Genomic DNA, 25,802 nt, shown 5'->3' on the forward strand with positions numbered 1-25,802 from the left:
CCGACGACAACGACACCGATCGATGCTGTGAGCAAGCTCAAGGCCGAACGGCCGGTCCCAGGTCGCGGGCATGGCGGGACAGTTGACCGGGCGGTCACCCCGGCGAAACGTCAGCCGGGCAGCATCGTCCTCGGGCAGACTCGATGACGCGCCTGCCCGACCGTCCGCCAACTCCTCGTGCGGGGTGACCCATGAGCATTGCCGAGTCGAACCCGAGCATCGGACTGACCACCATCTCACGGACCGTGGCGTCGCTGGCCGTCGGCGTGGTGCACACCCTGGAGCGGGCCGTCGTCGGCGAGGGCCGGGTACGCACGGCGCGCGGCAACGCCTGGGAGGCGGTCTGCGCCGACCGTGCCCGCGCCGACCAGCGTGCCGAACTGGACCGCCTGGTGGCCGAGCTGGCCGCCGCCCGCGCCGCCTCGGCCCGCCGGCAGCGGGAACGTCAGCCGGTCGGCTGATCAGCCCGCTGTCGGGTCCTCGCCCCGATCCAACGCGTCCCACGCCTCGGTGGTCCGCCGCCCGACCATCGGGCTCGGCGGGGCGACCGCCGGGGGGCCACTCTCCGTGACGGTCCGCGTCGGCCGCTCGTAACGTGCGCCCATCGCCGGCCACCCGCCGCCCCGCAGCGCCGTCCACCCGCCGCCCACGGCGGCGAGCAGACCGCCGAGCAGGCAGAGCGCCGGCCACTGCCGGCTCACCACGCCGCCGAGATCGGCTACCAACCCGTACCCGCCACCCGCCGCCACCGCCACGCCCAGAGCGCCCAGCAGCACGCCCAGCACCCGCCGCACCCGACCGCGGGTCGCCAGCACCGCGCCACCGCCGGCCAGCGTGACAAGCGCCAGCGCCGGCAGCCACGGCAGCAGGGCGGCCCCGCTGCGGGCCTCGCGCACCGGCGGCAACGGCGCCGGACGCGCGGTCACCTCGACCGACCAGCCCCGGGTCGCCGCCCACAGCGCCAGGCCCGCGCCGGCCAGGCAGAACAACATGGCGTACGTCAGCTGACGCCGACCACCCACGCCCGCGCTCATCGGGCCGGCCTCAGCGTTTCGGCGGCCGCGATCGCGGCCAGCACGGCGGCGGCCTTGTCGCGGGTCTCCTGCTCCTCGGCGGCCGGATCGGAGTCGGCGACCACCCCGGCGCCCGCCTGCACGTAGGCGCGTCCGTCGCGGATCAGCGCGGTCCGGATGGCGATCGCCATGTCCAGGTCGCCGCCGAACCCGAAGTAGCCGACCGTGCCGCCGTAGAGGCCGCGGCGAACCGGCTCCAACTCCTCGATGATCTCCATGGCCCGCACCTTGGGCGCGCCGGAGAGCGTGCCGGCCGGAAAGGTCGCGGCGAGCGCGTCGAACGCCGAGCGGTCGTCACGCAGCGTGCCGGTCACCGTGGAGACGATGTGCATGACGTGGCTGTACCGCTCGATTGTCGCGAACTCGGGCACCTGGACACTGCCCGGCTCGCAGACCCGGCCCAGGTCGTTGCGGCCCAGGTCGACGAGCATCACGTGCTCGGCGCGCTCCTTGGGATCGGCGAGCAGCTCGGCGGCGAGCCCGGCGTCGGCCGTCGCGGTGGCGCCGCGCGGCCGGGTGCCCGCGATCGGGTGCAGCAGCGCCCGACGCCGTCCGTCGACGTCGGCGGTGACCTTCAGGTGCGCCTCCGGTGACGAGCCGACGATGTCAAACCCGTCGAAGCGCAGCAGGTACATGTACGGGCTGGGGTTGCTGGTGCGCAGCACCCGGTAGACGTCCAGGGGGTCGGCGCGCGTCGCCCGCTCGAAGCGCTGGGACAGCACGATCTGGAAGCACTCGCCCGCCCGGATCGCCTCCTTGGCGGCCTCCACCGCCTTCAGGTAACCACCCTCGGGCGTACGACAGAGGACCTCACCGGCCGGCGGACGCTCCACTGTGGAGATCATCGGTGGGATCGGTCGGGACAGCGCCGTGGTCATCGCGTCGAGGCGGCCCACCGCGTGGTGGTACGCCGCGGCGACCTGCGCGTCGCGGCCCGGGGTGTCCAGCGGCGGCAGCACCGCGTTGGCGACCAGGATCGCCGAGCCGTCGTAGTGATCGAGCACCACCAGGTCGGTGGCGAGCATCATGCCCAGCTCCGGTACGCCCAGGTCGTTCTCGGTCAGCTCGGGCAGCCGCTCGAAGCGGCGGACGAGGTCGTAGCCGAGGTAGCCGACCATGCCCCCGGTCAACGGGGGCAGACCGTCGGACGGGTCCCCGGGCGGGCCGGCGAGCGCCGCGACGGTGTCCCGCAGCACCCGCACCGGGTCGCCGTCGGTGGGCAGCCCGGCCGGCGGCTGGCCGAGCCAGGTCGCCACCCCGTCCCGCTCGACGAGGGTGGCGCTGCTGCGGACGCCGATGAACGAGTACCGCGACCAGGCCGTGCCCGCCGAGCCGACGCCCTGTTCGGCGGATTCGAGCAGGAACGTGCCGGGCCCGCCGGCGAGCTTGCGGTAGACACCCACCGGGGTCTCGGCGTCGGCCAGCAGGCGTCGGGTGACCGGCACGACGCGCCAGCGGGCAGCCACGTCGGTGAACGTGGTCAGGTCGGGGCTCACCGCGCCGTCGGTCATGCGTCCGCCCTCGTCACCGGCAGTTCGGTGTAGAAGCAGGTCCGGTGCCCGGTGTGGCAGGCCGCGCCGACCTGGTCGACGCTCACCAGCAGCGCGTCGCCGTCGCAGTCCAGCGCGACCGAGCGCACGTACTGGTGGTGCCCGGAGGTGGCGCCCTTGACCCAGTACTCCCGGCGGCTGCGCGACCAGTAGGTGGCCCGGCCGGTGGTGAGGGTGCGGTGCAGCGCCTCGTCGTCCATCCACGCGACCATCAGCACCTCGCCGGAGTCGTGCGCGCGCACCACGGCGGCGACCAGACCGTCGGCGCTGCGGCGCAGCCGGGCCGCGATGGCCGGGTCGAGCCGGGACGGACGGACCGGCGTCGACGCCGCCGGGCCGCTCGGTTCGCTGGGGACGCCGGTCACCGGCGCGTCAGGTACGGGCACAGTTGCCCATTGTCCCGCACGCGGGGCGGGAACCGGCGACGGCTCCCGCCGAGAGTTCGGCGGGTGGGCCACCGGCCGGGCGAGTTGGGCCACGTAGCGGTCCAGCCGGCCGTCGATGAGGGCCTCGGCCAGGTCGGTGCCGGCCGCCTCGGCGATCTCCGCGGCGTACGGGCGGATCAACGGCAGGGTCCCGGCGACCAGCCGCACGGCGGCGGCCCAGAGCTGCCCGGTGCCGCCGGGACGCAGCCCGAGGCAGAGCAGCATGTCCTCCCGGTAGCCGGCCGGGGCGACCGGGAGCTCCAGGGCGGCCTCGAACGCCGCCCGACGGGAGGACACCCGTACCGACGGGTTCGCCGGGCGCAGCACCGACGGGCAGAGTCGGGCGAGGTCGGCGACGGCGAGCCGGACCCCGAGGCGGTCGACCGCGGTCCGGGCGGCGGCGGCCTTGCCGAGCATGGCGATCAGCTCCTCCAGCCGGGGTGGTTCGGCGGGCTGGCAGAGCACCGGCAGGTCGATCCGGGGCCGCCAGTGCGGGTCGGCCCAGAGCAGCCGGGCCGGCGCGGTGACCGGCAGCCCGAACGCCCAGTCGGCCGGTTTCCCGAGCCGGCGCACCCAGGAGCGGACGTCCCGCGCGGCCACCGAGACGTGGGTGACCCGGCCGGCCGTCTCGGCCAGGTACGCGCGGCGGGCAGCGTACGGAGAGCCGCCGACCAGCACGTCGAGGTCGACGTCGCTGTGCGCGGTGGCGGCCCGTCGGGCGTGACTGCCGCGCAGCAGGATGCCGACGACCGGCCGTTCGGCGGCGTCCCGCAACCGCGCGGCCCAGTCCTCGAGAAACCCGCTGTGCGGTAACGGAGCGTGACCCACGGCGCCATCGTGCCGTACGCCCGATCGGTGCGCAATGCCCGTTGCCGGACCTGCTGTCCGGTCCGGAGCCTACTGCCCGTTCTGCCGCTGGGTGCGACGGCGGGCACCGGCGGGGAGGCGGGTCGTTGCGCGGGCGGCGGTATCTCATCTAGCGTTGAGTTCAACAGATGATGAGTTTCTCGGAGGTGCGCAATGGACGACGCGATACGCGTCCGCGACCTGGTGGTCGACCGGGGCGGGCGGCGGGTGCTGGACGGCATCAGCTGCGCCGTTCCGCACGGCGCCGTGACCGGTCTGCTGGGGCCCAGCGGCAGCGGCAAGACCACGTTCATGCGGGCGGTGGTCGGGGTGCAGGTGGTCAGCACGGGGACGGTCACCGTGCTGGGCCAGCCGGCGGGCACTCCGGCCCTGCGGCACCGGGTGGGTTACCTCACCCAGGCGCCGAGCGTCTACGCCGACCTGACCGTCCGGGAGAACGCCCGCTACTTCGCGGCCCTGTACGGCCGTGGTCGCGCCGAGGCCGACCAGGCGGTGCGTGACGTCGGGCTGGCCGAGGCGGCAGGTCAACTTGTCGTCACCCTCTCCGGTGGTCAGCGCAGTCGGGCCTCGCTGGCCTGCGCCCTGGTCGGCGACCCGGAGCTGGTCATCCTCGACGAGCCGACAGTCGGTCAGGACCCGGTGCTGCGGGCCGACCTGTGGGCCCGGTTCCACGCCATGGCCGCCGCCGGCACCACCCTGCTGGTGTCCAGTCACGTGATGGACGAGGCGGCCCGCTGCGACCGGCTGCTGCTGATCCGCCAGGGGAGGCTGATCGCCGACGACAGCCCGGCCGCGATCCGCGCCGCCGCCGGCGTGGACGACCTCGACGAGGCGTTCCTGCGACTGATCAGGGCCGGCGCGGCCGACGCGCCGGCCGGACGGGAGAACTCGTGAACCCGCGGATCCTGGCGGCCACCACCGGCCGCATCCTGCGTCAGCTCCGGCACGACCGGCGCACGATCGCGCTGCTCGTGCTGGTGCCGGCCCTCCTGCTCACCCTGGTCTACTTCATGTACGTCGACCACCCGACCCCGCCGGGGCAGCCGTCGATGTTCGACCGGATCGCGCTGGTGATGCTGGGCATCTTCCCCTTCGTGATCATGTTCCTGGTCACCAGCATCGCGATGCTGCGGGAGCGCACCTCCGGCACCCTGGAACGGCTGCTCACCACCCCGCTGGGCAAGCTCGACCTGCTCTTCGGGTACGGCATCGCGTTCGGGCTGGCCGCCGCCGTGCAGGCCGCGGTCGCCGCCGGCGTGGCGTACTGGATATTCGATCTCCGCACCGTCGGCAGCAGTGGTCTGGTCATCGGGATCGCGGTGCTCGACGCGGTGCTCGGCGTCGCTCTCGGGCTGCTGTGCAGCGCCTTCGCCCGCACCGAGTTCCAGGCAGTACAGTTTCTGCCGGTCGTGGTGGTCCCCCAACTGCTGCTGTGTGGGCTGTTCGTGGCCCGCGACCAGATGGCCGGCTGGCTCCAGGCGCTCAGTGACGCCTTCCCCCTGTCGTACGCCATCGAGGCCTTGCAGGAGGTCGGCGCCAACGCCGAGCCGACCGGCACCATGTGGCGGGATGTGGGTGTGGTGCTCGGCGCGGCGGTGCTGGCGCTGGTGCTCGCGGCGGCGACCCTGCGCCGGCGCACCGGCTGACCGGCCGGCGGCGGCCCGCGCACGCGGGTTGCCGCCAGCCGTCGGGCGACCGGCGGTGTGAGCGACGAACGAAGGGCGGCGATGACGCGGCGGACCGGCCGGCGACCCGGCAACCCGGACACCCGGGAGTCGATCCTGGACGCGGCGCGGGCGGCGTTCGCCGAGCGCGGCTTCGACGCCGCTCCGATCCGCGGCATCGCCGCCGCCGCCGGGGTGGACCCGGCGCTGGTGCACCACTATTTCGGCAGCAAGGACCAGCTCTTCCTGGCCGCCATGAACTTCCCCGTCGACCCCGGGGAGATGCTGCCGAGGGTGCTCGCCGGTGACCGGGACGGCGTGGGTGAACGGTTGGTACGCACGTTCGTCGGCATCTGGGACTCCCCGGCCGGCAGCGCCGGGGTGGCGCTGCTGCGCTCGGCGGTGAGCAACGAGTGGACGGCGCGCCTGCTGCGGGAGTTCATCACCACGCAGGTGCTGCGCCGGGTGCTCGACCAACTCGACGTCGACCCGGCCGAGCTGCCGCTGCGCGGATCACTTGTCGCCACCCAACTGGTCGGGTTGGCGATGATCCGGTACGTGGTACGCATGGAGCCGGTGGCGTCCGCCGACCCGGACACCCTGGTCGCCGCCATCGGCCCCACCATCCAGCGGTACGTCACCGGAGAGCTGCCCACCTAGACCGGGCGGGGTGGGTCAGCGCGGTGGGCGGGCGTCGGCCGGGCGACGCAGCGGCGGCAGCAGCCGGCCCAGCTCGTCCGGGTCGGCCAGCGGACACGGGAACGCCAGCCGGACGCGCCGCCGCGCGCCGGGGCGACCGAGGGTGACCACCAGGCCGTAACGGTCGATGCGTACCACGCGGGGTGGCCCGTCCGGGGTCTGCTCGGTCAACCCGAGCTGCCGGCGCAGGTAGGCGGTCACCTGGTCGGCGTCGCGCTCGGCGAGGTCGGCCAGCAGCAGCGCCTCGAACGGGTGTACCGGGTCCGGCTCGGCCTCGGCGTACTCCAGCGGGTCGATCCGGTGCACGACGCCGGCCCGCTCCCAGCGGACCTCGGCCACCTCGAAGCGGAACAGCCGGAACCGGACGCCCACGTCGAGCAGGTCGCCGGTCGGCTCGACCGCGGCGAAGTCGAGCGCCGCGCGACGCGCCTCCTCGTCGTGCAGTTCGGCCGCCCAGCCGGACACCCAGGCCCGCCCCAGCCCGGGAGCGCCGGCGGCGGGCGGCAGGTCGAGGACGTCCAGGACCACTGCGACGTCGGCGCCCCCGGCGACCGGTTGCAGCGCGGCGCCCAGGTGGCTGGCCACCGGCACCAGCAGCAGCACCCGGCCGTCGGGGTCGGTCACGTGCCGGGCGTGGTGCGGGCCCGGCCGGCGGGCCAGGTGGACGAGACCGGGCAGCCGACCGGCGACGAGGGTACGCACGATCTCGGCGGGGCTGGGCCGCATGGCACGACCTCCTTAAGAGGTTAGGCTAACCTAACCCGGAGCGTAGAGCACCCGGTCCACGACGTCCACCAGCCCGTGCGCTCCGTTATCGGGTCTGCTCCAGCCAGGAGGCGTACAGCAGCCCGTAGACCGAGTCGGGGTCGTGCACCAACTCGTCGTGCGGGCCGCGCTGCACGATGCGCCCCCGGTCCACCACGATCACCTCGTCGGCTGCCTGGGCGGTGGAGAGCCGGTGCGCGATGGCGAGCGTCGTGCGACCCCGCGTGACGGCGTCCAGGGTGCGTTGCAGCCGCACCTCGGTCGCCGGATCCACAGCGCTCGTCGCCTCGTCCAGCACCAGCAGGTCCGGATCGGCCACGTACGCCCGGGCCAGCGCGACAAGCTGCCGCTCCCCGACGCTCAACGCCTCGCCACGCTCACCGACAGGCGTGTCCAGGCCTGCGGGCAGACCGTCCAACCAGTCCGCCAGGCCCAGCTCGGTGAACGCGGCGGCGAGCTGCTCGTCGGTCAACTCCGGCCGGGCGAACCGCACGTTGTCCCCCACCGTCGCGTCGAAGAGGAACCCGTCCTGCGGCACCATCACCACCCGGGAGCGCAACGAGTCGAACCGGACGTCCGCCAGCGGCACCCCGGACAACAGCACCGCCCCCGCCGACGGGTCCATCAGGCGGGTGAGCAGCTTCGCGAAGGTCGTCTTGCCGCTGCCCGTCTCGCCGACCACCGCCACCCGGCTCTTCGCCGGAATCTCCAGGTCGATGTCGTGCAGCACGGCGGGGCCACCCGGATAGGCGAACCGCACCCCGGCGAACCGGATGTCCAGCGCACCGGCCGGCAGATCCCGGCCCTGCTCCCCCGGGTCCGCCACGTCGGGGGCGACGTCCAGCACGTCCAGCACCCGCCGCCAGCCCGCGATCGCGTTCTGCGCCTCGTTGAGCACCTCGGTGGCGATCTGCACCGGTTGGATGAACAGCGTCACCAGGAAGAGGAAGGCGGTCAGCTGGCCGATCGACAGCGTGCCGTCCACACCCAACGTCACCCCGAGCACCACCACGCCCGCCAGCGCCAACCCGGCCGCCAGCTCGCCGACCGAGCTGCCGACGATGCTGATCCGGATCGCCCGCTGCTGCGCCAGGCGCTGGTTGTCGATGGCGTCGTCCAGCCGCCGCGCCGTACGCCCCGCGATGCCGTACGCCCGGATCACCGGCGCCCCCACCACGCTCTCGCCGATCGCGCCCAGCAGCGTGCCGGTGCGCTGACGCACCGTCGCGTACGCCGCGCCGAGGCGACGCTGCAACTGACGGATGACGAGCACCGCCGGCAGGAACGCCGCCAGCACCACAAGGGTCAACTGCCAGGAGTACGCCAGCATGACGGCCGTCGTCACCACCAGCTGACCCAGGTTGACCAGCAGGATCACCCCACCCCACTGGAGGAACTGGGTGATCTGGTCGACGTCGCTCGTCACCCGCGAGACCAGCGACCCACGCCGCTCCGACTGCTGGTGCAACATCGACAGGTCGTGCACGTGCCGGAACGCCCGCGTCCGCACGTTCGCCAACGCCGTCTCGCTGACCGTGAACAGCCGGCGCATCATCAGATAGCCGCACGCCGTGGTGACCACGAGGATCGCCGCGGTGACCGCCACCACCGACCACACCACGTCGAGGTTCAGACCACCGACGAGGCCCCGGTCGATGCCCTGCTGCACCGCCACCGGCACGGCCACCCGGCCCACCATGTAGACCAGGGCCAGGCCCAGGGTGGCGGCCAGGCCGGTCCGCAGCTCCGGGGAGAGCGCCAAGCCCCGCCGCAGGGTCTGCCAGGTCGTCTCCGCCCGCGCGTCCCGCTCGTCGTTCGTCACCGTCGTACTCAATGGTCCACCTCGATCTCCAGGCCCGACGGCAGCTGCGCCACCTCGTCGTCGTACGCGCGCTCCTGGGCGCGGTCGACCTCCGCCTGCTCGTACGCGGTGACCAGATCCACGTAGCCCGCGACGGTGGCCAGCAGCTCGGTGTGCGTGCCCCGGGCAACCACCCGGCCCTGCTCCACGTAGACGACCTCGTCGGCGAGGGCGATGGTCGCCCGGCGGTACGCCACCACCAGGATCGACGCGGCCGGCACTCCCGGCTCACCCGCCGACGCCCGCAGACCGGCGAGGATGGCCGCCTCCACCCGGGGATCCACGGCGCTCGTCGCGTCGTCGAGCACCAGCAGGCGTGGCCGCCCCGCCAACGCGCGGGCCAGCGTGAGCCGCTGCCGCTGGCCGCCGGAGAGCGAGGTGCCCCGCTCGCCGACCATCGTGTCCAGCCCGTCGGGCAGCGCGGCGACGAACCCGTCCGCCTCGGCCAGGCGCAGCGCCGCCCAGACGGCCTCGTCGTCGATGCCCTCACGGTCCAGGGCGACGTTGGCCCGCACGGTGTCGTCGAAGACGAACGGCACCTGCGCGACCAGGGCGACGGCGCCGGCCAGCGACGCGGCGGTCAGGTCGCGCACATCCACGCCGTCCAGCTCGACGACGCCGGAGTCCGGGTCGACCAGGCGGACGGCCAGCGAGGCGATGGTGGACTTCCCGGCGCCGGTCGGCCCGACCAGGGCGACCGTACGGCCGGCCGGCACGGTGAAGCCGACCTCGCCGAGCACCTGCGCGCCGGGCTGGTGCGCCTCGGCCGGCGGATAGGAGAAGTGCACGTCGGTGAACGTGAGCGTGGCCGGGCCGGAGAGGGCCGGGTCGAGCACACGCTCCCCGTACGGCATCTCGCCGGTGGCGTCGAGCACCCGGCGCACCCGGTCCCAGCCGGCGACGCTGCGCGGCAGCTCGGCCAGCACCCAGCCGATGGCCCGCACCGGGAAGGCCAGCACGGTGAAGAGGAACGCGACGCTTACCAGCTCGGTGACGCTTATCGCGCCCTGGCGCAGGCGGAACGCCCCGACCACGAGCACCGCCAGGGTGCCGAGGCTGGGCAGCGTCTCCAGCAGTGGGTCGAAGACGCCCCGCAGCCGGCCGACCGAGATCAACGCGTCGCGCAGCTCACCGGCGCGGCCGGCGAACCGGGCCGTCTCCTGCGCCTCGCGGCCCATCGTCTTGACCACCAACGCGCCGTCGAAGCTCTCGTGCGCGATGCTGCTGACCTCGGCGCGCAACCGCTGCGCCCGGGCCTGCCGGGGCGCCATCCGGCGGGAGTAGACCACGTTGAGCGCGAACAGCGCGGGAAAGACCGCGAGGCCGACCAGGGCGAGGGCCCAGTCGGTGGCGAACAGCGAGACGATCGCGCCGACAAGCATCACAAGCGTGCCCACCGCGAAGGGCAGCGGGGCGATGGGATACCAGGCCGCCTCCACGTCGGAGTTGGCGTTGGAGAGCAGCGTGCCGGTGGCGTTGCGGTGGTGCCACGACAGCGGCAGGTCCAGGTAGCGGCGGGTGACGCGGCGACGGTAGGCGGCCTGGAGCCGGTACTGCATGTAACCCGCGCCGAGCCGGCGGCCGAAGATGCCCACCACCCGCAGCACGCTGATCCCGAAGAGGGCGCCCGCCGCCAGCGCCAGGGCGCCGACGCCCACGTCGCCCCGCGCGATGGCCGGCACCACCACGTCACCGACCACCGCGCCCACCACGTACGCGCTGGCGATGACCATCGAGCCGAACAGCACACTGCCGAGCACGGCAACCGCGAAGATCCGCGGCTGCTCCCGGATCGCCTGCCGCAGAACCCCCAGCCCTCTGCCGAGCACGTCTCGGCTTGTCCTGCTCGCCACGCTCTCCCCCGCCGTAAGCCACAATTATCTCCCTCATCCTTACCGTTGCGGACCGGCACCGCCGACCCGGACGGGATATGTCGACCGTCACGTACCGGACGCGCGGGCCCGGGGGGTGCGACCCGGCGTCCGCCAACGCGCGGCGGCGCGTGCGCGGGCCTACGATCGGGCCATGTCGCGGTACGCCCGAGCCGAGCGCGAGGCGCTGGCCGATCTCCTCCTGGCCCTCGGGCCCGACGCGCCGACGATCAACGAGGGCTGGGCGACCCGTGACCTCGCCGCGCACCTGGTGTTGCGGGAGCGTCGTCCCGACGCGGCCGGCGGGATCCTGCTGGCGCCGCTGCGGGGGCACGCCGAACGGGTTCGCCGGCGGCTCGCCGCCGGGCCCTACCCCGAGCTGGTGGCGCAGGTACGCCGGCCCCCGGTGTGGAGCCCGATCAGCAACCCGCTGACCGACGAGCTGGTCAACACGATGGAGTTCTTCATCCACCACGAGGACGTGCGGCGGGCCGTTGCGGGGTGGCAGCCGCGCGAGCTGGCCCGCGGTTTGCAGGCGACCCTGTGGAAGCGGGCCGCCCCGCTGGCCCGGTTGACGCTGCGCCGCTTTCCGGCGGACCTCTACGTGCAGGCGCCCGGCTACGGCGAGGTCTCCGTCGGCCGCGGCGGCGAGCGACTGCGCCTGGTGGGCGCTCCCGCCGAGTTGGCCCTGTTCCTCTCCGGGCGGCAGCGGGTGGCCCGGGTACAACTGGACGGTTCGCCGACATCCGCGCGGCAGCTCCGCAATGCCAGCCTGGGCATGTAACTTACTGCACCTAATCGGTCACACGAACGCGGGCATTTGCCTCAGTCCCAGCGATGCGTGCCGATACCTCCTCCCGTACGCTTCAGCGCGCCGTTCCGCGCCGGGGCGGCACGATGTGGGGGCACACGATGCGGAGCTTCGCGATCTCGGCGCTACGGGAACCCTCCTTCACGGCGGGGCGCCACAGGTCCACGGATCGGGTGGCCAGCGAGAGCGTCGAGTGGGCGCGCGCGTTCGGCCTGGTCATTTCCGGTCATCAGGTACACCGACTACAACGGGCGGACGCCGCCGGCCTGGCCGGCCGGGCCTGCCCGGACGGGCCGACGCGGGGGCTGCGGCTCCTCACCGACCTGATTTCCTGGCTCTTCGTCATGGACGACGCCTGCGACGAAGATGGCCTCGGCGCGGACCCGAGCCGGCTGGCGCCGGTCATCGCCGCCCTGCTCGACGTGCTGGACCGGTGCGGTGACCCGCTCGCGACACCGCCTCCGGACGCCGGCCCGCTGGGGGCCGCGTTGCACGACCTGTGCCGCCGGACCCGGGCACAGGGCCGGGCGCCGATGTTGCTGCGTTTCGTCAGTCAGGTGCGCCAGTACCTGCTGGCGCTGCTCTGGGAGGCCGCCAACCGGGAACGCCGGCGGGTGCCGAGCGTGACGGAGTACGTCCAACTGCGTCGGCACATCGGCGGGGTGCACCCCTGCCTCACCCTGACCGACCTGGCGTCGGAGCAGCCACCCGGGCCGACCCGGCGTGCCGATCCGGCGCTGACCGCTCTGGACCTGCTGGCGGTGGACCTGGTCTGCTGGTGCAACGACCTCTTCTCGTACGGCAAGGAGAGCCGGACCGACCCGGACGCGCACAATCTGGTGACGGTCATCGCCCAGGAGGACGGTCTGGCCGAGGCGGACGCGCTGCGGGCGGCCGCCGACCGTTTCAACAGGGGGTTGGCGGCGTACCTGGCGGCGGAGGAGAGGTTGCTGGCCGGCGGTGTCGAGGCGTTGCACCCGCCGCTGGCCACGCGGCGCAACTGGGTCCGGGCCACCTACGACTGGTCACTCGTGGCCGCCCGCTACGCCTGATGCGGGGGCACCGGCCGGCGGAACGGGCCGCCGGTCGATCACCCGCACTAGCCGATGCCCGGTGGCAGGCAATACTCTTCGGTAACCACTATGACGTGACGCCCGTCACGCCACCACCCCCGAAGGCGGCTACAGCGATGGCTCTCGATGTACCGTACCGTTCCATCCCGGACATGTTCCTCAAGCGCGTGGCGGCCACCCCCGACCAGCACGCGTTCGCGTCCCCGACCCCCGACGATTCGGGCCCCGACTGGCTGACCTGGGAGCAGGTCGGCCAGCGCGCCAAGGCCGTGGCCGCCGGCCTGCACGCGCTCGGCGTCGGCCAGGAGAACCCGGTCGCCATCCTCGCCAACACCCGGCTGGACTGGGTGGTCGCCGACCTCGGCATCATGTGCGCGGGCGGGGCGACCACGACCGTCTACCCGACCACCGAGCCGGCGGACGCGACATACATCATCGCTGACTCCGCCTCACGGGTGCTCTTCGCGGAGAACCCGGCACAGGCCGCCAAGATCGCCGGAGCGGCCCTGCCGGCGCTGACCCACGTGGTGCTCTTCGACGGCGCCCCGGACCCGAGCGCCGCGGTCCCCCAGCTCACCCTCACCGAGCTGGAGGCGCGGGGCACCGACGTGCTGGCCGCCGAGCCCGATCTGATCGACATGCTGGTGGCCGGCATCGGTCCGGACCACCTGGCCACGCTGATCTACACCTCCGGCACCACGGGCCAGCCCAAGGGTGTCGAACTGCTGCACGGCGGCTGGTGCTGGGAGGCCGTGGCGCAGGCCGAGGTCGGGCTGCTGCGCGACGACGACCTGCAGTACCTGTGGCTGCCGCTGGCCCACTCCTTCGGCAAGACGCTGCTCTGCGGCGCGATCCACGTCGGTCTGCCCACCTACGTCGACGGGCGGGTGGAGAAGCTCGTCGACCTGCTCGCGGTGATCCGGCCGACCCTGATGTGCGGGGCTCCCCGGGTCTTCGAGAAGGTCTACAACCGGGCGGTGACCACCGCCCAGGGCGCCGGCGGCGCGAAGGCGAAGATCTTCGCCTGGGGTGTCCAGGTCGGCAAGGAGAAGGTCGCCCTGGAGCAGGCCGGCAAGCCGGTGCCGGCCGGGTTGAGGCTGCGCTACGGGCTGGCCGAGAAGCTGGTGTTCAGCAAGCTCCAGGCCCGCCTGGGCGGCCGGATGCGGGTGCTGGTCTCCGGCGCCGCACCGCTGAGCCCGGAGATCGCCACCTTCTTCGCCGCCGCCAACCTGCCGATCTCCGAGGGCTACGGCCTCACCGAGACCAGCGCCGGCAACTTCGTCAACCCGCCCTCCGGGCTGCGGATCGGCACGGTCGGGCAGGCGATGGGCGATCTGGAGTGCAGGATCGACAGCGACGGCGAGATCCTGGTCCGTGGCCGGCCGGTGATGCGCGGCTACCACAACCTGCCGGAGGAGACCGCCGCCGCGTTCACCGAGGACGGCTTCTTCCGTACCGGCGACATCGGCAGCCTGGACGAGCAGGGCTACCTACGGATCACCGACCGCAAGAAGGATCTGGTCAAGACCTCGGGCGGCAAGTACATCGCGCCCTCGCACATCGAGGGAATGTTCAAGGCCATCTGCCCGTACACCTCGCAGGCGGTCGTGGTCGGTCAGGCCCGCAACTTCTGCACGATGCTCGTCACGCTGGACCCGGACGCCATCCGGGGCTGGGTGGCCGGCGGCCCCCTCGAGGGCCGCGACTACACCGAGATCGTCGCCTCGCCGGAGGCGAAGGCGATGGTCGAGGAGTACGTCGCCCAGCTCAACGCCAAGCTCAACCGCTGGGAGACGATCAAGAAGGTGGCGATCCTGCCGCGCGACCTGACCATCGAGAACGGCGAGATCACCCCGTCGTTGAAGATCAAGCGGCGCGGCGTGGAGAGCAACTTCGCCGCCGAGATCGACAAGATGTACGCCGGCACCCTCGCCGAGCTGTAGAAACGGCCGCCGGTGGCCCGCACCTTGCGGGTGTGGGCCACCGGCGTGGGTGTCGGATGCTCAGGCGATGACGGACGGCTCCCGCCACCGCTGCCGGCCGGTCCGATCCAGGTCGTAGCGGACCGTGGCGATCCGCTCCACGGCCTCCACCAGGTCGGCGGCCGGCAGGGTGAACGGCAGTCGCAGGAACCGTTCCAGGGTGCCGTCCAGACCGAACCGGGGGCCGGGCGCGAGGCGGACGCCCACCTCCTCGGCGGCCCGCGCGAGGGCGCTGGAGACCGGGCCGTCCAGCTCGGCCCAGAGGGTCACGCCGCCGCGCGGCACCGTCACCCGCCAGTCCGGAAGTCGGTGCGCCAGCGCGTCCAGCAACGCGTCGCGCTGGGCGGTGAGCTGCGCCCGGCGGGCCGCGACGATTGCCGACGCGTCGGCGAGCAGGTGCACCGCGACCAACTGGTCGAGCACCGGGCTGGACATGTCCACGCCGACGCGGACGGCGGCCAGCCGCTGCACCTGCGGCGCGGAGGCGCGGACCCAGCCGATCCGCAGACCACCCCAGTACGGCTTGCTCATCCCCCCGATGCTCACCACCCGGGAGTGCCTGTCGAACGTGGCAGTGGGCGGGGGAAGCTCGGTGCCGTCCAGCGGCAGGTCCACGAAGGACTCGTCGACGATCAGGTCGGTGCCGACCGCGTGCGCGGCCGCGACCACCCGCTCGCGCAACGCCGACGGCATCAGGTGCCCGGTCGGGTTCTGGAACTCCGGAATCAGGTACGCCAGCTTGGGCCGGGTCTGCCGCAGGCTGCCCAGCAGCAGGTCGGGCTCCCAGCCACCGGCGTCGGCGGACAGCCCGTGGGTCGTGATCCGGGCCCGTCGGCCGGCCAGCGCGGCAAGCGCGTTGGGGTAGGTCGGAGACTCCACCAGAACACTCCCGCCGGGCGCGAGGGCGAGACGTAGCACCAGGTCCAGGGCATGTTGGGTGCCACTGGTGACCATGATCTGGTCGGCCGAGGTGGGCAACCCGCGGGCGGTGTAGCCGGCGGCCACCGCCTCGCGCAGCTCGCCGATCCCGGTCGGGTGGTAGCCGGCCCCGCCCAGGTAGCGGGGCAGATCCTCGGCGGCGGCCCGCGCGGCGCCGAGCAGCTGCGGCGGGGCGGCCAGCGCGGCGACGCCCAGGTCGATCATCTCCCGGTCGTCCAGCGGGGTCCACAGACCCGTACTGGCGACCCGGTGGTTGCCGGGCAGCATCGTCCAGCTGCCGGCGCCCCGGCGACTGGCCAGGTGCCCCGTCTCGCGCAGCTCCCGGTACGCGGCGGTGACAGTGGTGCGGCTGATCCGCAGCGCCTCGGCCAGCTCGCGTTCCGCCGGGAGGCGGACGCCGAGCGGAAGCCGGGCGTCGGCGAGCAGGCCACGCACCGCCCCGGCCAGGGCGGCGTAGTCCGGGCTGCGGCGACGGCCCGGCAGAGCGTGCCACTGCCCCAGCAACCGGGCCAATTGGACGCCTCGCACCTGACCTGTCATGGCCACTCCTCGAATATTGGCTTCTTCCAGAGTCAGAATTGGCACCTAGGGTGGCATGCATGGCACTGATTGGCAATCTGCGGCAACGGCCGGTGCGGCGGCTCACCCAGCTCTACGCCGGGCTCGTCCTCTACGGGGTCAGCATGGCCCTCATGGTCCGCTCCGACCTGGGCCTCGACCCGTGGGACGTCTTCCACCAGGGGTTGTCCGAGCTGACCCGGCTCTCCTTCGGCACCGTCACCATCGGCGTCGGCGCCCTGGTGCTGCTGCTGTGGATCCCGCTGCGCCAGCGACCCGGTCTCGGCACCGTCAGCAACGTGGTGGTGATCGGCCTGGTGGTCGACGCCACCCTGGCCCTGCTGCCCGCCGGCGGCCCCCTCGGCGTCCGCATCGCTCTGTTGATCACCGGGATCGTCGCCAACGGCGCCGCCACCGCGCTCTACCTCGGCGCCCGGCTGGGTCCCGGCCCCCGCGACGGACTGATGACCGGCTTCGTCGCCCGCCGGCCCGGGTGGTCGATCCGGTTGGTACGCACGGTCATCGAGGTCACCGTGCTCGCGCTGGGCTTTCTGCTCGGCGGCACAGTAGGCGTGGGCACCGTCGCGTACGCGCTGGCCATCGGCCCACTGGCACAGTTCTTCATCCCGCTCGTCGCGGTGCCCGCGCCGGCTGCCGTCACGGGCGACCCGCCGAGCGCCGCTCCCGCCCCGGCAGCCTGAGCGCTCACCTACCGTTCACACCCCGGCACGCCGCGCTGGTGCGAGTGTGCTCGTTGGAGGGTGGGTGTTCCCTTCCGCGACGCTCGCCGTCATCATCTCTGCATGGGGGAGAACGGTTGGCGCTGGAGCGACGCCTGGATCTTCGTCTCGTTGGTGATCGCGAGCGGGGCCGGGCGGCACCGACGGTCCGCGACCAGTCGCCGGCCGGAGGGCGTACGTCTGACCGACGTGCTGTCCACCGCCGATCACCTCAACCAGACGATTCCGCAGCGGCACGAGGTGGAGGTAGCGGTCCAGCGGCTGGTCGGGGCGGGTCTGGTCACCGTCGCGGACGGCTGGTTCCGCATCACCTCGGAGGGTGAACAGCTCTGGCGCTCCCGGCCCCGCGCCGGGGTGGCGACGATGGTGGACACCGTGCAGGGGGTGTTGAGCCGCCGGCACGCGCCGGGTCGCGCCGAGTGGATCCTGGACGAGGCCGAGCACGCGGCGGCCGTACAGGAATACGCGGTACGGTCGATCCCCACGCCCCGCCGGTCCTCCGAGGGCCACTCCGGCGGGCACTGACGGCCTGGGGACCGCAGGCTTCGTGGAGACGTTTAGCGTCGCGGACGCGGCCCGGCAGTCAGCAATGCTGGACCGGCGCTGCCGGTAGCGGCAGAAGAAGCAGGTGCATGGGAGTTCCGTCGGGCATCGCTGACCCGCCGACCTGCTGCCAACCCGCGCGCTGGTAGATGGCGCGGGCGGGTGCGGCCGGGTTGGACGCGAGGGTCGCCCACGGTTCGGACCGCCCGTCGAGGAGCCGGCGCATGAGTTCCGCGCCGATGCCCTCACCCCGCCGATCGGGGTGCACGACCCACTCCATCACCGCGAACTTGTCGGCGTTCCGGACGTGGGCGGGCGGCTCGGTGTCGGCGCGCGTCCACCACCGGCCGGCGGGCATCGTCCACCCATAGGCCGCACCAACCAGTCCGCCCGCGTCGTCGGCGGCGACGAGTGTGAACCCGGGGCGCTGCGTTTCGGCGGGCAAGCCGTTGGCGAACCCGACCACCTGCTCCGGTCCCTCGTTGTACGGCTGCTCCGCGTAGACGACCGCGTACAGGCCGACCAGCGCCGGAAACAAAGCAACAGCCGATCCGGGGGTGTACGCGGTGTACGTCACGGGCATCGCGGGAGGACCCTAGGTGTAAACCCGGTCGGCGAGTTCAACGAACGCGGTCCGAGACCGCTCCGTTGTGGGTACGGCGGCCGCGACCTGCGTGGCCACCGACCGCAGCAGGTGGTTGTGCAGGTGGGCTGGGAGCGCATCAAGGGTGTCGGCGGCGTGCCGCAGCCCGTCGGGAATGTGCCCGCCACGGATCAGCCGGGCAGCCTGGTGCAGTTGCACCTGCGCACGTAGCCGGGTCTGCGAGGCGGGATACAGGCCGAGGGCCAGATCCTGCGCGACCTCGGCTTCGGCCAGCCGGCCGGCGTGGGTGTACACCCAGGATTCGGTGTGGCGGACCCGATGCTCCGGCCACCCCCACAGCGACTCCACGTCGCTCACGATCGTGGACGGCAACCGCGGAGCGAGGTCGACGAGTTGCCGCACCGTCGCCACCGCCTCCGCATGCCGCCCGGCCAACGAGAGGGCCTGGGCCCGGCCAGCGAGTAGTCCACACGCGGCTGACGTGGCCTGCCGACCCAGCAGGGGCAGCACCTCGTCCGACAGGGCGACGACCGCCGATGGTGGTCGTCCGTCGTAGCAGCCGTTCACCACATCCCAAGCCCGCACCAACACCCGGGTCTCGGTGTCCTCGGACTGGTCGGCGATCCGATGGGCGGTCTGCCACCAGCGCCGACCCATCACGACCTGGCCTGACGCGACAAGGCTCAACGCGACGATGACGGACAGGCGCGCAGCAGCCCGCAGGAGACCAGGTCGACGCGCGCCAGGGTCGGCGGCAATCTGGTGTTGCAGCACCGTCAGGTCGGCACTCAGATGGGCCATCAACGCGGGACGGGGTTGCCGGTAGTAGCCGTGGCCGTAGTCGGCCGCAATCTGGTCCCACTCGTCATGGCCGGGGGTCGCCGCGTCGCTGAGGCCGTGGCGAAGGGCCTCCAATCCAGCCAGGGGCGCGACGGCAGGGGCGGCGGCCAACGCCGTCATGGCACGCAGCATGGTGCGCCGGTGCAGGTCGGTGACACCGGCCCGCTCGCTCCGGTACGCCTCGACGAGCGCGCCGTCGGCGTCCAGTGCCCGGTCGCAGGCCGTGGCCAGCGCCTCGGTGGGGCGGCGGTCACCGCGTTCCACCTGAGAGATGTGGCTGTACTGGAAATGGATGATCGCACCGAGCTGTCGCAGGGACAGTTCAGCGTTCTCCCGATGCTGCCTGAGCAGCTTCCCGAAAGCGTCCATCGTCGGCTCCCAGCGTGTGCAGGAACGTGTGCACACCGCGCACGCCTGCCGTATGGGCAGCATATCGGCCACTCTCGGCGTATCAGCCCACCTGGCACAGCAGCTTCCAGCGGGAGTAACGGGAATGGTCGCTCGGTCGGCTGGTGCCCATATCCCCCTGCCTCGGAGCCGAGCATGACCGACAGACTTCATGTGCCTGCGGGCACCCTGCTGCACTTGCTGGCATGGGAGATCACCCCCAATCCCACCAACCGCGACGAACTGGTGTGGACGGTGGTCGTAGACCAGCAGCCGGTCGGCGGCATGGTTCGGATGCGAGGGCACACGTGTGCTGGCCCCGTACCGGGCTGTGCCGGCGGGTGGTGCTTCGAAGCGCAGGTCTCGGTCGCGGCGGTCCGCGCGAACATGGGTGGAGCCCGGTGACTGCACCCGCCGCCGAACTACTGGCCCGCTGGTGGCGGGTTCTGGCTGAGCATGAGCAGCGACACGGGCGATGCCCGATCTGCGGCACCCGCGCACGGTGCTGGGAACGGGCGGAAGCGTTCGCGAATCTGATCGCGCACGACGCGTACCAAATGGGCCCACCGTCACCGCGTGCCGAAGCCGGCGGTTCACCGCCAGCCGCGTCCCCAACCTCCATGGCAGAACACCTAGCACGACGGCAGCTTGAGGCCGATCAATGACCTCGGTGTTTGAGTCGCACGGATCAGGGCCGCAGGCCCGCGTCCTTGACCCCGCCGATGAATGCCATCCATTGTGGGGCGGTCACGACCAGCGAGGGGCCGCGCGGGTCTTTGGAGTCACGGATACCGACTGCGTGCAAAGCCAAAGCGACCTCGACGCACTGTGCGTTTTCGTTCAGGCTACGGCTGCTCTTGCGCCAGATAGCGGTGGTCAGGAAATCACGGTTCATGTGGTCTCCCTACCACGGGTTGGTGGGTGGCGTTGGTACCAGTCAAGCGTAGGTCACTTGGGACTTGCGTTGAAGCAGGAGACATCGACGACATGGGGGGGTACCACGTGCGCGGGGGCGAGGGTGGACCGAGCTGGGGCGTTGGACCGAGCGATAAGGACGTCGACCAGAAGTCGGCTAGCGCACCGGGTGACCGCTGCGGCGCAGCGCGTCCTTGACCTCGCCCACCGTCAGCTCGCCGAAGTGGAAGACGCTGGCGGCGAGGACCGCGTCGGCGCCGGCCCCGATCGCGGGCGGGAAGTGCGCCACCTCGCCGGCCCCACCGCTGGCCACTACCGGCACGTCCACGACGGCCCGTACCGCGCCGATCAGCTCCAGGTCGAAGCCCGCCTTGGTGCCGTCGGCGTCCATCGAGTTGAGCAGGATCTCGCCCGCGCCCAGCTCGGCCACCTGCCGCGCCCAGTGCACCGCGTCGAGGCCGGTGCCGCGCCGACCGCCGTGGGTGGTGACCTCGAACCCGCTGGGCGTGACGCCGGCCGGGGCACGGCGGACGTCCAGGGAGAGCACGAGCACCTGGCGGCCGAACCGGTCGGCGATCTCGGCGATCAGCTCCGGCCGCGCGATGGCCGCGGTGTTCACACCGACCTTGTCCGCGCCCGCCCGCAGCAGCGTGTCGACGTCACCGACCTGCCGGACCCCACCCCCGACGGTCAGCGGGATGAAGACCGACTCGGCGGTGCGGCGCACCACGTCGAGCATGGTGCCCCGGTCACTGGAGGAGGCGGTGACGTCGAGGAAGGTCAGCTCGTCGGCGCCGGCCCGGTCGTACGCGGCGGCCAGCTCGACCGGGTCGCCGGCGTCCCGCAGGTCGAGGAAGTTGACCCCCTTGACGACGCGCCCGGCGTCCACGTCGAGGCAGGGGATCACGCGTACCGCCACCGTCATGCCGCCACCCTATCCTCCACGCGAGGCGCGGGGGGGGGGGGGGGGGGGGGGGGGGGCGCCCCGCCCCCCCCCCCCCCCCCCCCCACACCACCCCCCCCCCGGGGGGGGGGGGGGCCGCCCCCCCGGGCCCCCCCGCCGCGCACCACGAACCGATCACAGACGAACGAGCATCTTGCCCAGGTTCTCGCCGCGCAACAGGCCGAGGAACGCCGCCGGGGCGTTCTCGATGCCGTCGACGACCGTCTCGTCGTAGGAGAGCGTGCCCTCGCGCAGCCAGCCCGCGACGTCGCTGACGAACGCGTTGCGCAGGTGGTTGTGATCGTTGACCAGGTAGCCGCGCAGGGTGAGCCGCTTGCCGATGACCAGGGACAGGTTGCGGGGCGCGGCCGGCGGCTCGGTGTCGTTGTACTGCGCGATCATGCCGCAGATGGCGACCCGGCCGTGCAGGTTCATGGCCGAGATGGCCGCCTCCAGGTGGTCACCGCCGACGTTGTCGAAGTAGACGTCGATGCCCTCCGGAGCGGCCGCCCGCAGCGACTCGCGGACGCCGTCGTGGTAGTCGAACGCGGCGTCGAAGCCCAGCGCCCGCAGCCGCTCGACCTTGACGGCCGAGCCGGCGCTGCCGATGACCCGGCCCGCGCCCTTGAGCTTGGCGATCTGGCCGACCAGGCTGCCGACCGAGCCGGCCGCGGCGGAGACGAAGACCGTCTCGCCGGGCTTCATCGCGGCGACCTCCAGCAGACCGGCGTACGCGGTCAGCCCGGGCATCCCGAGCACGCTGAGGTACGCGCTGGCCGGCGCGAGGGCCGGGTCGACCGTACGGGCGGCGCTGCCGTCGAGCAGCGCGTACTCCCGCCAGCCCAGCCCGTGCAGCACGGTGTCGCCGACCGCGACGTCGGCCGACTCGCTGGCCACCACCTCGCCGATCGCCGCACCGTCGAGCGGGGCGTCGAGGGCGAACGGCGGCACGTACGACTTGACGTCGTTCATCCGTCCCCGCATGTACGGGTCGACGGACATGAACTGGTTGCGGACCACGATCTGGCCCGGTCCGGGCGTCGGGACGTCGGTCTCGACGAGCCGGAAGGTGTCCTCGGTGGGCCAGCCCTCGGGGCGGCGGGCCAGGTGGATCTCACGGTTGCTGGTCATCGGGTGGTCGTCCTCTCGTCCGCGGGTGGGGTCCGGAGCCGCGGGCGTCAGGCGGCCAGGGTCTCGCGGACGGTCAGGGCGACGTCGATGTTGCCGCGGGTGGCGTTGGAGTACGGGCAGACCTGGTGGGCCTGCTCGACGAGTTGCTCGGCGGCGTCGCGGGCGACGGCGGGCAGATCGACGACGAGCCGCACGGTGAGCCCGAAGCCACCGCTGCCGTTCGGGCCGATGCCGACCTCGGCGGCGACGACGGAGTCGCTCACGTCCGCCTTGGCGCGGCGGGCCACCAGGCGCAGGGCGCTGTGGAAGCAGGCCGCGTAGCCGGCGGCGAAGAGCTGCTCGGGGTTGGCGGCGCCACCCGCGCCACCCATCTCCTTCGGCACCGCCAGGTCGAGCGCGAGGGTGCCGTCGGAGGTCTCGACGTGGCCGTCCCGGCCGTCGCCGGTGGCGGTCGCGGACGCGGTGTAGAGAGCCTTCATGAGAGTCACTGCTCCTTCTGTCGGTGGATGGTGTCGGTGACCCGGGTGAGGGTGTCGCGCAGCGCGACGAGTTCGCTGATGCCCAGGCCGGTGGCCTGCGCGATCCGCAGCGGGACGTCGCACACCTGCTCCCGCAGCGCCCGACCCCGCTCGGTGAGGCCCACCTCGACCCGCCGCTCGTCGCGCGCCGACCGCCGCCGCACCACCAGGCCCGCCCCCTCCAGTCGCTTGAGCAGCGGGGAGAGCGTGCCGGAGTCCAACCGCAGCTCGGCGCCGAGCTCGGACACCGTGGGCGCGTCGTCGGGGCGTTCCCAGAGCACCAGCAGCACCAGGTACTGCGGATAGGTCAGCCCGAACTCGTCGAGGATCGGCCGGTACACGTCGGTCAGGGCGCGCGACGCGGCGTAGAGCGCGAAGCACACCTGCCGGCGCAGCACCAGGTCATCGGTCACCCGTGAACCGTAGCCCGCAATTGAGTTGTGCACAACTTATCGGGCCGGAAGGCGGTCGTGACGAGCGCCACCGGCAGCTCAGCTGTCGCCGACGTACGCCTCCAACTCCACCTCGACCAGATGCTCCGGATCGAGCAGGCCCGCCACCACCACAAGCGTCGCCACCGGCCGGACCGCCCCGAAGACCGCGTTGTGCGCCCGACCCACCTCGTCGGCGTGCAGCCGGTCGGTCACGTACATCCGGGTCCGGACCACGTCACCCGGCTGCACGCCCACCTCGGCCAGCGCCGCCAACCCGATCCGCAACGCCTGCGCGGTCTGCGCGGCGGCGTCCCCGACGTGCACCACCCGACCGTCGACAGTGGCCGTGCAGCCGGCCGTCAGGGCCAGGTCACCGGCCCGGACCACCCGGGAGTAGCCGTACTGCTGCTCCCACGGACCGCCCGAGCCCAGCCGGGTGACCGTCACGCCTCGGCCAACGTCCGCAGCGCCTCGGCCACCGTGAACGCGCCCGCGTACAGCGCCTTGCCGGCGATCACACCCTCCACGCCCAGCGGCTCCAGCGTGGCCAGCGCCCGCAGGTCGTCCAGGGTGGACACCCCACCCGAGGCGATCACCGGCCGGTCCGTACGCGCGCACACCTCGCGCAGCAGATCCAGGTTCGGCCCGCGCATCGTGCCGTCCTTGGTGATGTCGGTGACCACGTACCGCGTGGCACCCGCCTTGTCCAGGCGCTCCAGCACCTCGTACAGGTCGCCGCCGTCGCGGGTCCAGCCCCGCGCCGACAGGGTCTGACCGCGTACGTCCAAGCCGATGGCGACCCGGTCCCCGTACTCCCCGACCACCCGGTCACACCACTCCGGGTTCTCCAGGGCGGCGGTGCCGATGTTCACCCGGCTCGCCCCGGTGCCCAGCGCCGCGCGCAGCGACTCGTCGTCACGAATGCCACCTGACAACTCCACCTGCACGTCCAACTGGCGCACCACCTCGGCGAGCAGGTGCGCGTTGGTGCCCCGGCCGAACGCCGCGTCCAGGTCGACCAGGTGGATCCACTCGGCGCCGTCGCGCTGCCACGCCAGCGCCGCGTCCAGCGGCTCGCCGTAGTTGCTCTCGCTTCCGGCGGCGCCCTGCACGAGCCGGACAGCCCGGCCGTCGGCGACATCCACGGCGGGTAACAGGGTGAGACTCAACGTCTTCTCCTCGATCAGGTACGACGGTCCAGAGCGATCACCACGATCGCCGGCAGTACGAGCAGCAACAGCACGATAAGCGCGACACGCAGCGCCACATCGTCGACGAGCGTCCAGATCAGGATCAGCGCCGCCCCGGTGAGCAGCACGATCGCCGCGCGCTCACCCCGCGTGTGCCGAGCCAGCCGACCCGTGCGGCCCCGCCGCAACTGCGGCGTCAACCGGCGGACCACCGCGCGGCGGCGCTGCCGACGCGCCACCCGGCGCTGTCGGACCGCCCGCTCCCGAGCCAGGACCGCCTCACGTTCGGCCCGCCGACGGGCCCGCTCCCGGCTCACCGCGACGCCCGCCCGCCGGACGCCCGCCCGCCGGACGCCCGCCCGCCGGACGCCTGGCGGTGCCGGCGCTCAGTCACCGGCGGGCAGGGTGGCGAGCCAGTTGCGCAGCAACGCGGCGCCGGTGTCGGCGGACTTCTCCGGGTGGAACTGCGCCGCCGACAGCGGCCCACGCTCCACCGCCGCCACGAAGTCGGTGTCGTGGTGAGCAGTCGTCACCACCGCCCCCGCAGCCGCCAACGCCGCCGGCTCCCCCATCGCGTACGAGTGCACGAAGTAGAACCGGCTCTGCGCCGGCAACCCGGCGAACAGCACCGACCCCCGAGGCGCGCGGACCGTGTTCCAGCCCATGTGCGGCAGGCGGTGCGCGGCCAACCGGGTCACCCCGCCGGGCAGCAACCCGAGGCCCTTCGTCACCACTCCGTGCTCCTCGCCGTGCTCGAACAGCACCTGCATGCCCACGCAGATACCCAGCACCGGCCGGCCCGCGGCCACCCGCTCCGCGATCACCGGGCCGGCACCGAGCGCCTCGATACCCGCCATGCACGCCGCGTACGCGCCCACACCCGGCACCACCAGGCCGTCCGCGGCGGCCGCCGCGGCGAGATCGTCGGTCACCCGGACCGTCGCACCCGCGGCGGCCAACGCCCGCTCCGCCGAGCGCAGATTGCCCGAGCCGTAGTCGAGCACCACCACGTCGGCGGTCACGAGCCCGAGCCCGGGATCAGCCGCAGCACGCCGGCGGCCGTGGCGAGCAGCGCGAGCAGCGCCGTGATCACCACGGCGCCCCTCGGCGCGCCCTGCCGGTGCAGCGACCAGGCACCACCCACCAGCACCCCGGCCAGGATCAGCAGCAACGTCGGCAACGCGGCACCCATTAGAGAGCCCCCTTCGTGCTCGGGATCGCGCCCGCCGCCCGCGGATCGATGGCGGTGGCTTCGCGCAGCGCCCGGGACACCGCCTTGAACTGGGCCTCCACCACGTGGTGGGGGGGCGGGGGGGCGCCCCGGCGCGCCCCCCCCCCCCCCGGGGGGGCGGGGGGGGGGGGGGGCGCCCCGCCGCAAGAAACACCCAATGTACCGGGGAAGAAATTAGGGTATTCAAG

General features: G+C 73.0%; 29 protein-coding genes and 2 pseudogenes. 10 read left to right on the top strand and 21 right to left on the bottom strand.

Annotation, left to right across the window (positions count from 1 at the left end; genetic code table 11):
- Positions 1 to 191 precede the first annotated feature (191 nt).
- Positions 192 to 461, top strand: coding sequence for a hypothetical protein (locus ACGFIE_RS32590; RefSeq protein WP_363688696.1), 270 nt, complete (start codon positions 192 to 194; stop codon positions 459 to 461).
- On the opposite strand, the gene ACGFIE_RS32595 is transcribed toward ACGFIE_RS32590, so the two are convergent.
- The 4 genes and pseudogenes from ACGFIE_RS32595 to ACGFIE_RS32610 form a co-directional block, all read right to left on the bottom strand.
- Positions 462 to 1,034 carry a Trp biosynthesis-associated membrane protein gene (locus ACGFIE_RS32595; RefSeq protein WP_393302134.1) on the bottom strand — a complete coding sequence of 191 codons (573 nt, stop codon included), beginning with the start codon at positions 1,032 to 1,034 and terminating at the stop codon, positions 462 to 464.
- Positions 1,031 to 2,584 carry an anthranilate synthase component I gene (locus ACGFIE_RS32600; RefSeq protein WP_393302137.1) on the bottom strand — a complete coding sequence of 518 codons (1,554 nt, stop codon included), beginning with the start codon at positions 2,582 to 2,584 and terminating at the stop codon, positions 1,031 to 1,033. Before ACGFIE_RS32600 ends, ACGFIE_RS32595 begins: the two co-directional genes overlap by 4 nt.
- On the bottom strand, positions 2,581 to 3,009 hold the full coding sequence (hisI, locus tag ACGFIE_RS32605; protein WP_393302199.1) for a phosphoribosyl-AMP cyclohydrolase: 429 nt from the start codon (positions 3,007 to 3,009) through the stop codon (positions 2,581 to 2,583). The genes ACGFIE_RS32600 and hisI overlap by 4 nt, the downstream gene beginning before the upstream one ends.
- Positions 3,010 to 3,189: 180 nt before the next feature.
- Positions 3,190 to 3,876: pseudogene (locus ACGFIE_RS32610) on the bottom strand (phosphoribosyl-AMP cyclohydrolase); the annotation flags it as partial.
- A gap of 192 nt (positions 3,877 to 4,068) precedes the next feature.
- Between ACGFIE_RS32610 and ACGFIE_RS32615 the strand changes: the two are divergent.
- The 3 genes from ACGFIE_RS32615 to ACGFIE_RS32625 all read left to right on the top strand — a co-directional run bounded on the left by ACGFIE_RS32615 (position 4,069) and on the right by ACGFIE_RS32625 (position 6,239).
- Entirely contained in the window at positions 4,069 to 4,809 is a 741-nt protein-coding gene (locus ACGFIE_RS32615) for an ABC transporter ATP-binding protein (RefSeq protein WP_393302140.1), read from the top strand.
- Positions 4,806 to 5,561 (top strand): ABC transporter permease, encoded by a 756-nt coding sequence (locus ACGFIE_RS32620; protein WP_393302143.1) that lies wholly within the window; start codon positions 4,806 to 4,808, stop codon positions 5,559 to 5,561. Before ACGFIE_RS32615 ends, ACGFIE_RS32620 begins: the two co-directional genes overlap by 4 nt.
- Positions 5,562 to 5,642: 81 nt before the next feature.
- Complete coding sequence (locus tag ACGFIE_RS32625; protein WP_393302146.1) at positions 5,643 to 6,239, top strand: TetR family transcriptional regulator; 597 nt, start codon at positions 5,643 to 5,645, stop codon at positions 6,237 to 6,239.
- A 15-nt stretch (positions 6,240 to 6,254) separates the two neighbouring features.
- Here ACGFIE_RS32625 and ACGFIE_RS32630 read toward each other — a convergent pair whose 3' ends face one another.
- From ACGFIE_RS32630 to ACGFIE_RS32640, 3 genes are all read right to left on the bottom strand, one after another.
- Positions 6,255 to 7,004, bottom strand: coding sequence for a DUF2470 domain-containing protein (locus tag ACGFIE_RS32630; RefSeq protein ID WP_393302149.1), 750 nt, complete (start codon positions 7,002 to 7,004; stop codon positions 6,255 to 6,257).
- Positions 7,005 to 7,089: 85 nt separating this feature from the next.
- On the bottom strand, positions 7,090 to 8,877 hold the full coding sequence (locus ACGFIE_RS32635; protein WP_393302152.1) for an ABC transporter ATP-binding protein: 1,788 nt from the start codon (positions 8,875 to 8,877) through the stop codon (positions 7,090 to 7,092).
- Positions 8,874 to 10,757: an ABC transporter ATP-binding protein gene (locus ACGFIE_RS32640; RefSeq protein WP_393302155.1), complete on the bottom strand. Its 1,884-nt coding sequence runs from the start codon at positions 10,755 to 10,757 to the stop codon at positions 8,874 to 8,876. Before ACGFIE_RS32640 ends, ACGFIE_RS32635 begins: the two co-directional genes overlap by 4 nt.
- Positions 10,758 to 10,929: 172 nt before the next feature.
- Here ACGFIE_RS32640 and ACGFIE_RS32645 point away from each other — a divergent pair, with 172 nt between their 5' ends.
- The 3 genes from ACGFIE_RS32645 (at position 10,930) to ACGFIE_RS32655 (ending at position 14,602) form a co-directional block, all read left to right on the top strand.
- The gene (locus ACGFIE_RS32645; RefSeq protein WP_393302158.1) at positions 10,930 to 11,559 is read left to right on the top strand and encodes a TIGR03085 family metal-binding protein; all 630 of its coding nucleotides are present in this window, start codon (positions 10,930 to 10,932) and stop codon (positions 11,557 to 11,559) included.
- Between the two features lie 128 nt (positions 11,560 to 11,687).
- Positions 11,688 to 12,638, top strand: coding sequence for a terpene synthase (locus ACGFIE_RS32650; protein ID WP_393302161.1), 951 nt, complete (start codon positions 11,688 to 11,690; stop codon positions 12,636 to 12,638).
- A 137-nt stretch (positions 12,639 to 12,775) separates the two neighbouring features.
- Complete coding sequence (locus tag ACGFIE_RS32655; RefSeq protein ID WP_393302164.1) at positions 12,776 to 14,602, top strand: AMP-dependent synthetase/ligase; 1,827 nt, start codon at positions 12,776 to 12,778, stop codon at positions 14,600 to 14,602.
- A gap of 60 nt (positions 14,603 to 14,662) precedes the next feature.
- Here the strand turns inward: ACGFIE_RS32655 and ACGFIE_RS32660 are convergent, their stop codons facing one another.
- A complete protein-coding gene (locus ACGFIE_RS32660) occupies positions 14,663 to 16,120 on the bottom strand; it encodes a PLP-dependent aminotransferase family protein (protein WP_393302167.1) in 1,458 nt (485 codons plus the stop codon).
- A 59-nt stretch (positions 16,121 to 16,179) separates the two neighbouring features.
- Here ACGFIE_RS32660 and ACGFIE_RS32665 point away from each other — a divergent pair, with 59 nt between their 5' ends.
- Together ACGFIE_RS32665 and ACGFIE_RS32670 are read left to right on the top strand one after the other, a co-directional pair.
- Entirely contained in the window at positions 16,180 to 16,839 is a 660-nt protein-coding gene (locus ACGFIE_RS32665; RefSeq protein WP_393302170.1) for a YitT family protein, read from the top strand.
- Between the two features lie 102 nt (positions 16,840 to 16,941).
- A complete protein-coding gene (locus tag ACGFIE_RS32670) occupies positions 16,942 to 17,403 on the top strand; it encodes a hypothetical protein (protein ID WP_393302173.1) in 462 nt (153 codons plus the stop codon).
- 58 nt (positions 17,404 to 17,461) lie between these two features.
- On the opposite strand, the gene ACGFIE_RS32675 is transcribed toward ACGFIE_RS32670, so the two are convergent.
- Positions 17,462 to 18,004, bottom strand: a complete 543-nt coding sequence (locus ACGFIE_RS32675; RefSeq protein WP_393302176.1) for a GNAT family N-acetyltransferase — start codon at positions 18,002 to 18,004, stop codon at positions 17,462 to 17,464.
- Positions 18,005 to 18,016: 12 nt separating this feature from the next.
- Positions 18,017 to 19,234, bottom strand: a complete 1,218-nt coding sequence (locus tag ACGFIE_RS32680; RefSeq protein WP_393302179.1) for a multiprotein-bridging factor 1 family protein — start codon at positions 19,232 to 19,234, stop codon at positions 18,017 to 18,019.
- Between the two features lie 174 nt (positions 19,235 to 19,408).
- Here ACGFIE_RS32680 and ACGFIE_RS32685 point away from each other — a divergent pair, with 174 nt between their 5' ends.
- A complete protein-coding gene (locus ACGFIE_RS32685; protein WP_007462960.1) occupies positions 19,409 to 19,657 on the top strand; it encodes a hypothetical protein in 249 nt (82 codons plus the stop codon).
- A 283-nt stretch (positions 19,658 to 19,940) separates the two neighbouring features.
- Here the strand turns inward: ACGFIE_RS32685 and ACGFIE_RS32690 are convergent, their stop codons facing one another.
- From ACGFIE_RS32690 to ACGFIE_RS32740, 11 genes and pseudogenes are all read right to left on the bottom strand, one after another.
- Positions 19,941 to 20,147: a DUF397 domain-containing protein gene (locus ACGFIE_RS32690; protein WP_393302182.1), complete on the bottom strand. Its 207-nt coding sequence runs from the start codon at positions 20,145 to 20,147 to the stop codon at positions 19,941 to 19,943.
- A gap of 177 nt (positions 20,148 to 20,324) precedes the next feature.
- The gene (gene hisF / locus ACGFIE_RS32695; protein WP_393302185.1) at positions 20,325 to 21,092 is read right to left on the bottom strand and encodes an imidazole glycerol phosphate synthase subunit HisF; all 768 of its coding nucleotides are present in this window, start codon (positions 21,090 to 21,092) and stop codon (positions 20,325 to 20,327) included.
- 153 nt (positions 21,093 to 21,245) lie between these two features.
- Positions 21,246 to 22,241, bottom strand: coding sequence for an NADP-dependent oxidoreductase (locus ACGFIE_RS32700; RefSeq protein WP_393302187.1), 996 nt, complete (start codon positions 22,239 to 22,241; stop codon positions 21,246 to 21,248).
- A 47-nt stretch (positions 22,242 to 22,288) separates the two neighbouring features.
- Positions 22,289 to 22,720 (bottom strand): organic hydroperoxide resistance protein, encoded by a 432-nt coding sequence (locus tag ACGFIE_RS32705; RefSeq protein WP_363682956.1) that lies wholly within the window; start codon positions 22,718 to 22,720, stop codon positions 22,289 to 22,291.
- A gap of 5 nt (positions 22,721 to 22,725) precedes the next feature.
- Complete coding sequence (locus ACGFIE_RS32710; RefSeq protein WP_266244457.1) at positions 22,726 to 23,172, bottom strand: MarR family winged helix-turn-helix transcriptional regulator; 447 nt, start codon at positions 23,170 to 23,172, stop codon at positions 22,726 to 22,728.
- A 78-nt stretch (positions 23,173 to 23,250) separates the two neighbouring features.
- Positions 23,251 to 23,640 (bottom strand): RidA family protein, encoded by a 390-nt coding sequence (locus tag ACGFIE_RS32715; RefSeq protein WP_393302190.1) that lies wholly within the window; start codon positions 23,638 to 23,640, stop codon positions 23,251 to 23,253.
- On the bottom strand, positions 23,637 to 24,362 hold the full coding sequence (gene priA / locus ACGFIE_RS32720; protein ID WP_363682960.1) for a bifunctional 1-(5-phosphoribosyl)-5-((5-phosphoribosylamino)methylideneamino)imidazole-4-carboxamide isomerase/phosphoribosylanthranilate isomerase PriA: 726 nt from the start codon (positions 24,360 to 24,362) through the stop codon (positions 23,637 to 23,639). The genes ACGFIE_RS32715 and priA overlap by 4 nt, the downstream gene beginning before the upstream one ends.
- Positions 24,363 to 24,376: 14 nt before the next feature.
- Positions 24,377 to 24,700 carry a hypothetical protein gene (locus ACGFIE_RS32725; RefSeq protein ID WP_393302193.1) on the bottom strand — a complete coding sequence of 108 codons (324 nt, stop codon included), beginning with the start codon at positions 24,698 to 24,700 and terminating at the stop codon, positions 24,377 to 24,379.
- Between the two features lie 69 nt (positions 24,701 to 24,769).
- Entirely contained in the window at positions 24,770 to 25,405 is a 636-nt protein-coding gene (gene hisH / locus ACGFIE_RS32730) for an imidazole glycerol phosphate synthase subunit HisH (protein WP_266244461.1), read from the bottom strand.
- Complete coding sequence (locus ACGFIE_RS32735; protein WP_363682964.1) at positions 25,402 to 25,575, bottom strand: hypothetical protein; 174 nt, start codon at positions 25,573 to 25,575, stop codon at positions 25,402 to 25,404. The genes hisH and ACGFIE_RS32735 overlap by 4 nt, the downstream gene beginning before the upstream one ends.
- Positions 25,575 to 25,712 (bottom strand): annotated as a pseudogene (locus tag ACGFIE_RS32740) (imidazoleglycerol-phosphate dehydratase); the annotation flags it as partial. The gene ACGFIE_RS32735 and the pseudogene ACGFIE_RS32740, both read right to left, overlap by 1 nt.
- Positions 25,713 to 25,802: the final 90 nt, after the last annotated feature.

The organism is Micromonospora sp. NPDC049275, assembly GCF_043197115.1.
Lineage (GTDB): Bacteria > Actinomycetota > Actinomycetes > Mycobacteriales > Micromonosporaceae > Micromonospora.

Excerpts from the sequence above, each read along its gene's own strand:
- ACGFIE_RS32590 (WP_363688696.1), top strand. The coding sequence starts at position 192 with ATGAGCATTGCCGAGTCGAACCCGAGCATCGGACTGACCACCATCTCA.
- ACGFIE_RS32595 (WP_393302134.1), bottom strand. The coding sequence starts at position 1,034 with ATGAGCGCGGGCGTGGGTGGTCGGCGTCAGCTGACGTACGCCATGTTG.
- ACGFIE_RS32600 (WP_393302137.1), bottom strand. The coding sequence starts at position 2,584 with ATGACCGACGGCGCGGTGAGCCCCGACCTGACCACGTTCACCGACGTG.
- ACGFIE_RS32615 (WP_393302140.1), top strand. The coding sequence starts at position 4,069 with ATGGACGACGCGATACGCGTCCGCGACCTGGTGGTCGACCGGGGCGGG.
- ACGFIE_RS32625 (WP_393302146.1), top strand. The coding sequence starts at position 5,643 with ATGACGCGGCGGACCGGCCGGCGACCCGGCAACCCGGACACCCGGGAG.
- ACGFIE_RS32630 (WP_393302149.1), bottom strand. The coding sequence starts at position 7,004 with ATGCGGCCCAGCCCCGCCGAGATCGTGCGTACCCTCGTCGCCGGTCGG.
- ACGFIE_RS32645 (WP_393302158.1), top strand. The coding sequence starts at position 10,930 with ATGTCGCGGTACGCCCGAGCCGAGCGCGAGGCGCTGGCCGATCTCCTC.
- ACGFIE_RS32650 (WP_393302161.1), top strand. The coding sequence starts at position 11,688 with ATGCGGAGCTTCGCGATCTCGGCGCTACGGGAACCCTCCTTCACGGCG.
- ACGFIE_RS32655 (WP_393302164.1), top strand. The coding sequence starts at position 12,776 with ATGGCTCTCGATGTACCGTACCGTTCCATCCCGGACATGTTCCTCAAG.
- ACGFIE_RS32660 (WP_393302167.1), bottom strand. The coding sequence starts at position 16,120 with ATGACAGGTCAGGTGCGAGGCGTCCAATTGGCCCGGTTGCTGGGGCAG.
- ACGFIE_RS32665 (WP_393302170.1), top strand. The coding sequence starts at position 16,180 with ATGGCACTGATTGGCAATCTGCGGCAACGGCCGGTGCGGCGGCTCACC.
- ACGFIE_RS32670 (WP_393302173.1), top strand. The coding sequence starts at position 16,942 with ATGGGGGAGAACGGTTGGCGCTGGAGCGACGCCTGGATCTTCGTCTCG.
- ACGFIE_RS32675 (WP_393302176.1), bottom strand. The coding sequence starts at position 18,004 with ATGCCCGTGACGTACACCGCGTACACCCCCGGATCGGCTGTTGCTTTG.
- ACGFIE_RS32680 (WP_393302179.1), bottom strand. The coding sequence starts at position 19,234 with ATGGACGCTTTCGGGAAGCTGCTCAGGCAGCATCGGGAGAACGCTGAA.
- ACGFIE_RS32685 (WP_007462960.1), top strand. The coding sequence starts at position 19,409 with ATGACCGACAGACTTCATGTGCCTGCGGGCACCCTGCTGCACTTGCTG.
- ACGFIE_RS32690 (WP_393302182.1), bottom strand. The coding sequence starts at position 20,147 with ATGAACCGTGATTTCCTGACCACCGCTATCTGGCGCAAGAGCAGCCGT.
- hisF (WP_393302185.1), bottom strand. The coding sequence starts at position 21,092 with ATGACGGTGGCGGTACGCGTGATCCCCTGCCTCGACGTGGACGCCGGG.
- ACGFIE_RS32700 (WP_393302187.1), bottom strand. The coding sequence starts at position 22,241 with ATGACCAGCAACCGTGAGATCCACCTGGCCCGCCGCCCCGAGGGCTGG.
- ACGFIE_RS32705 (WP_363682956.1), bottom strand. The coding sequence starts at position 22,720 with ATGAAGGCTCTCTACACCGCGTCCGCGACCGCCACCGGCGACGGCCGG.
- ACGFIE_RS32735 (WP_363682964.1), bottom strand. The coding sequence starts at position 25,575 with ATGGGTGCCGCGTTGCCGACGTTGCTGCTGATCCTGGCCGGGGTGCTG.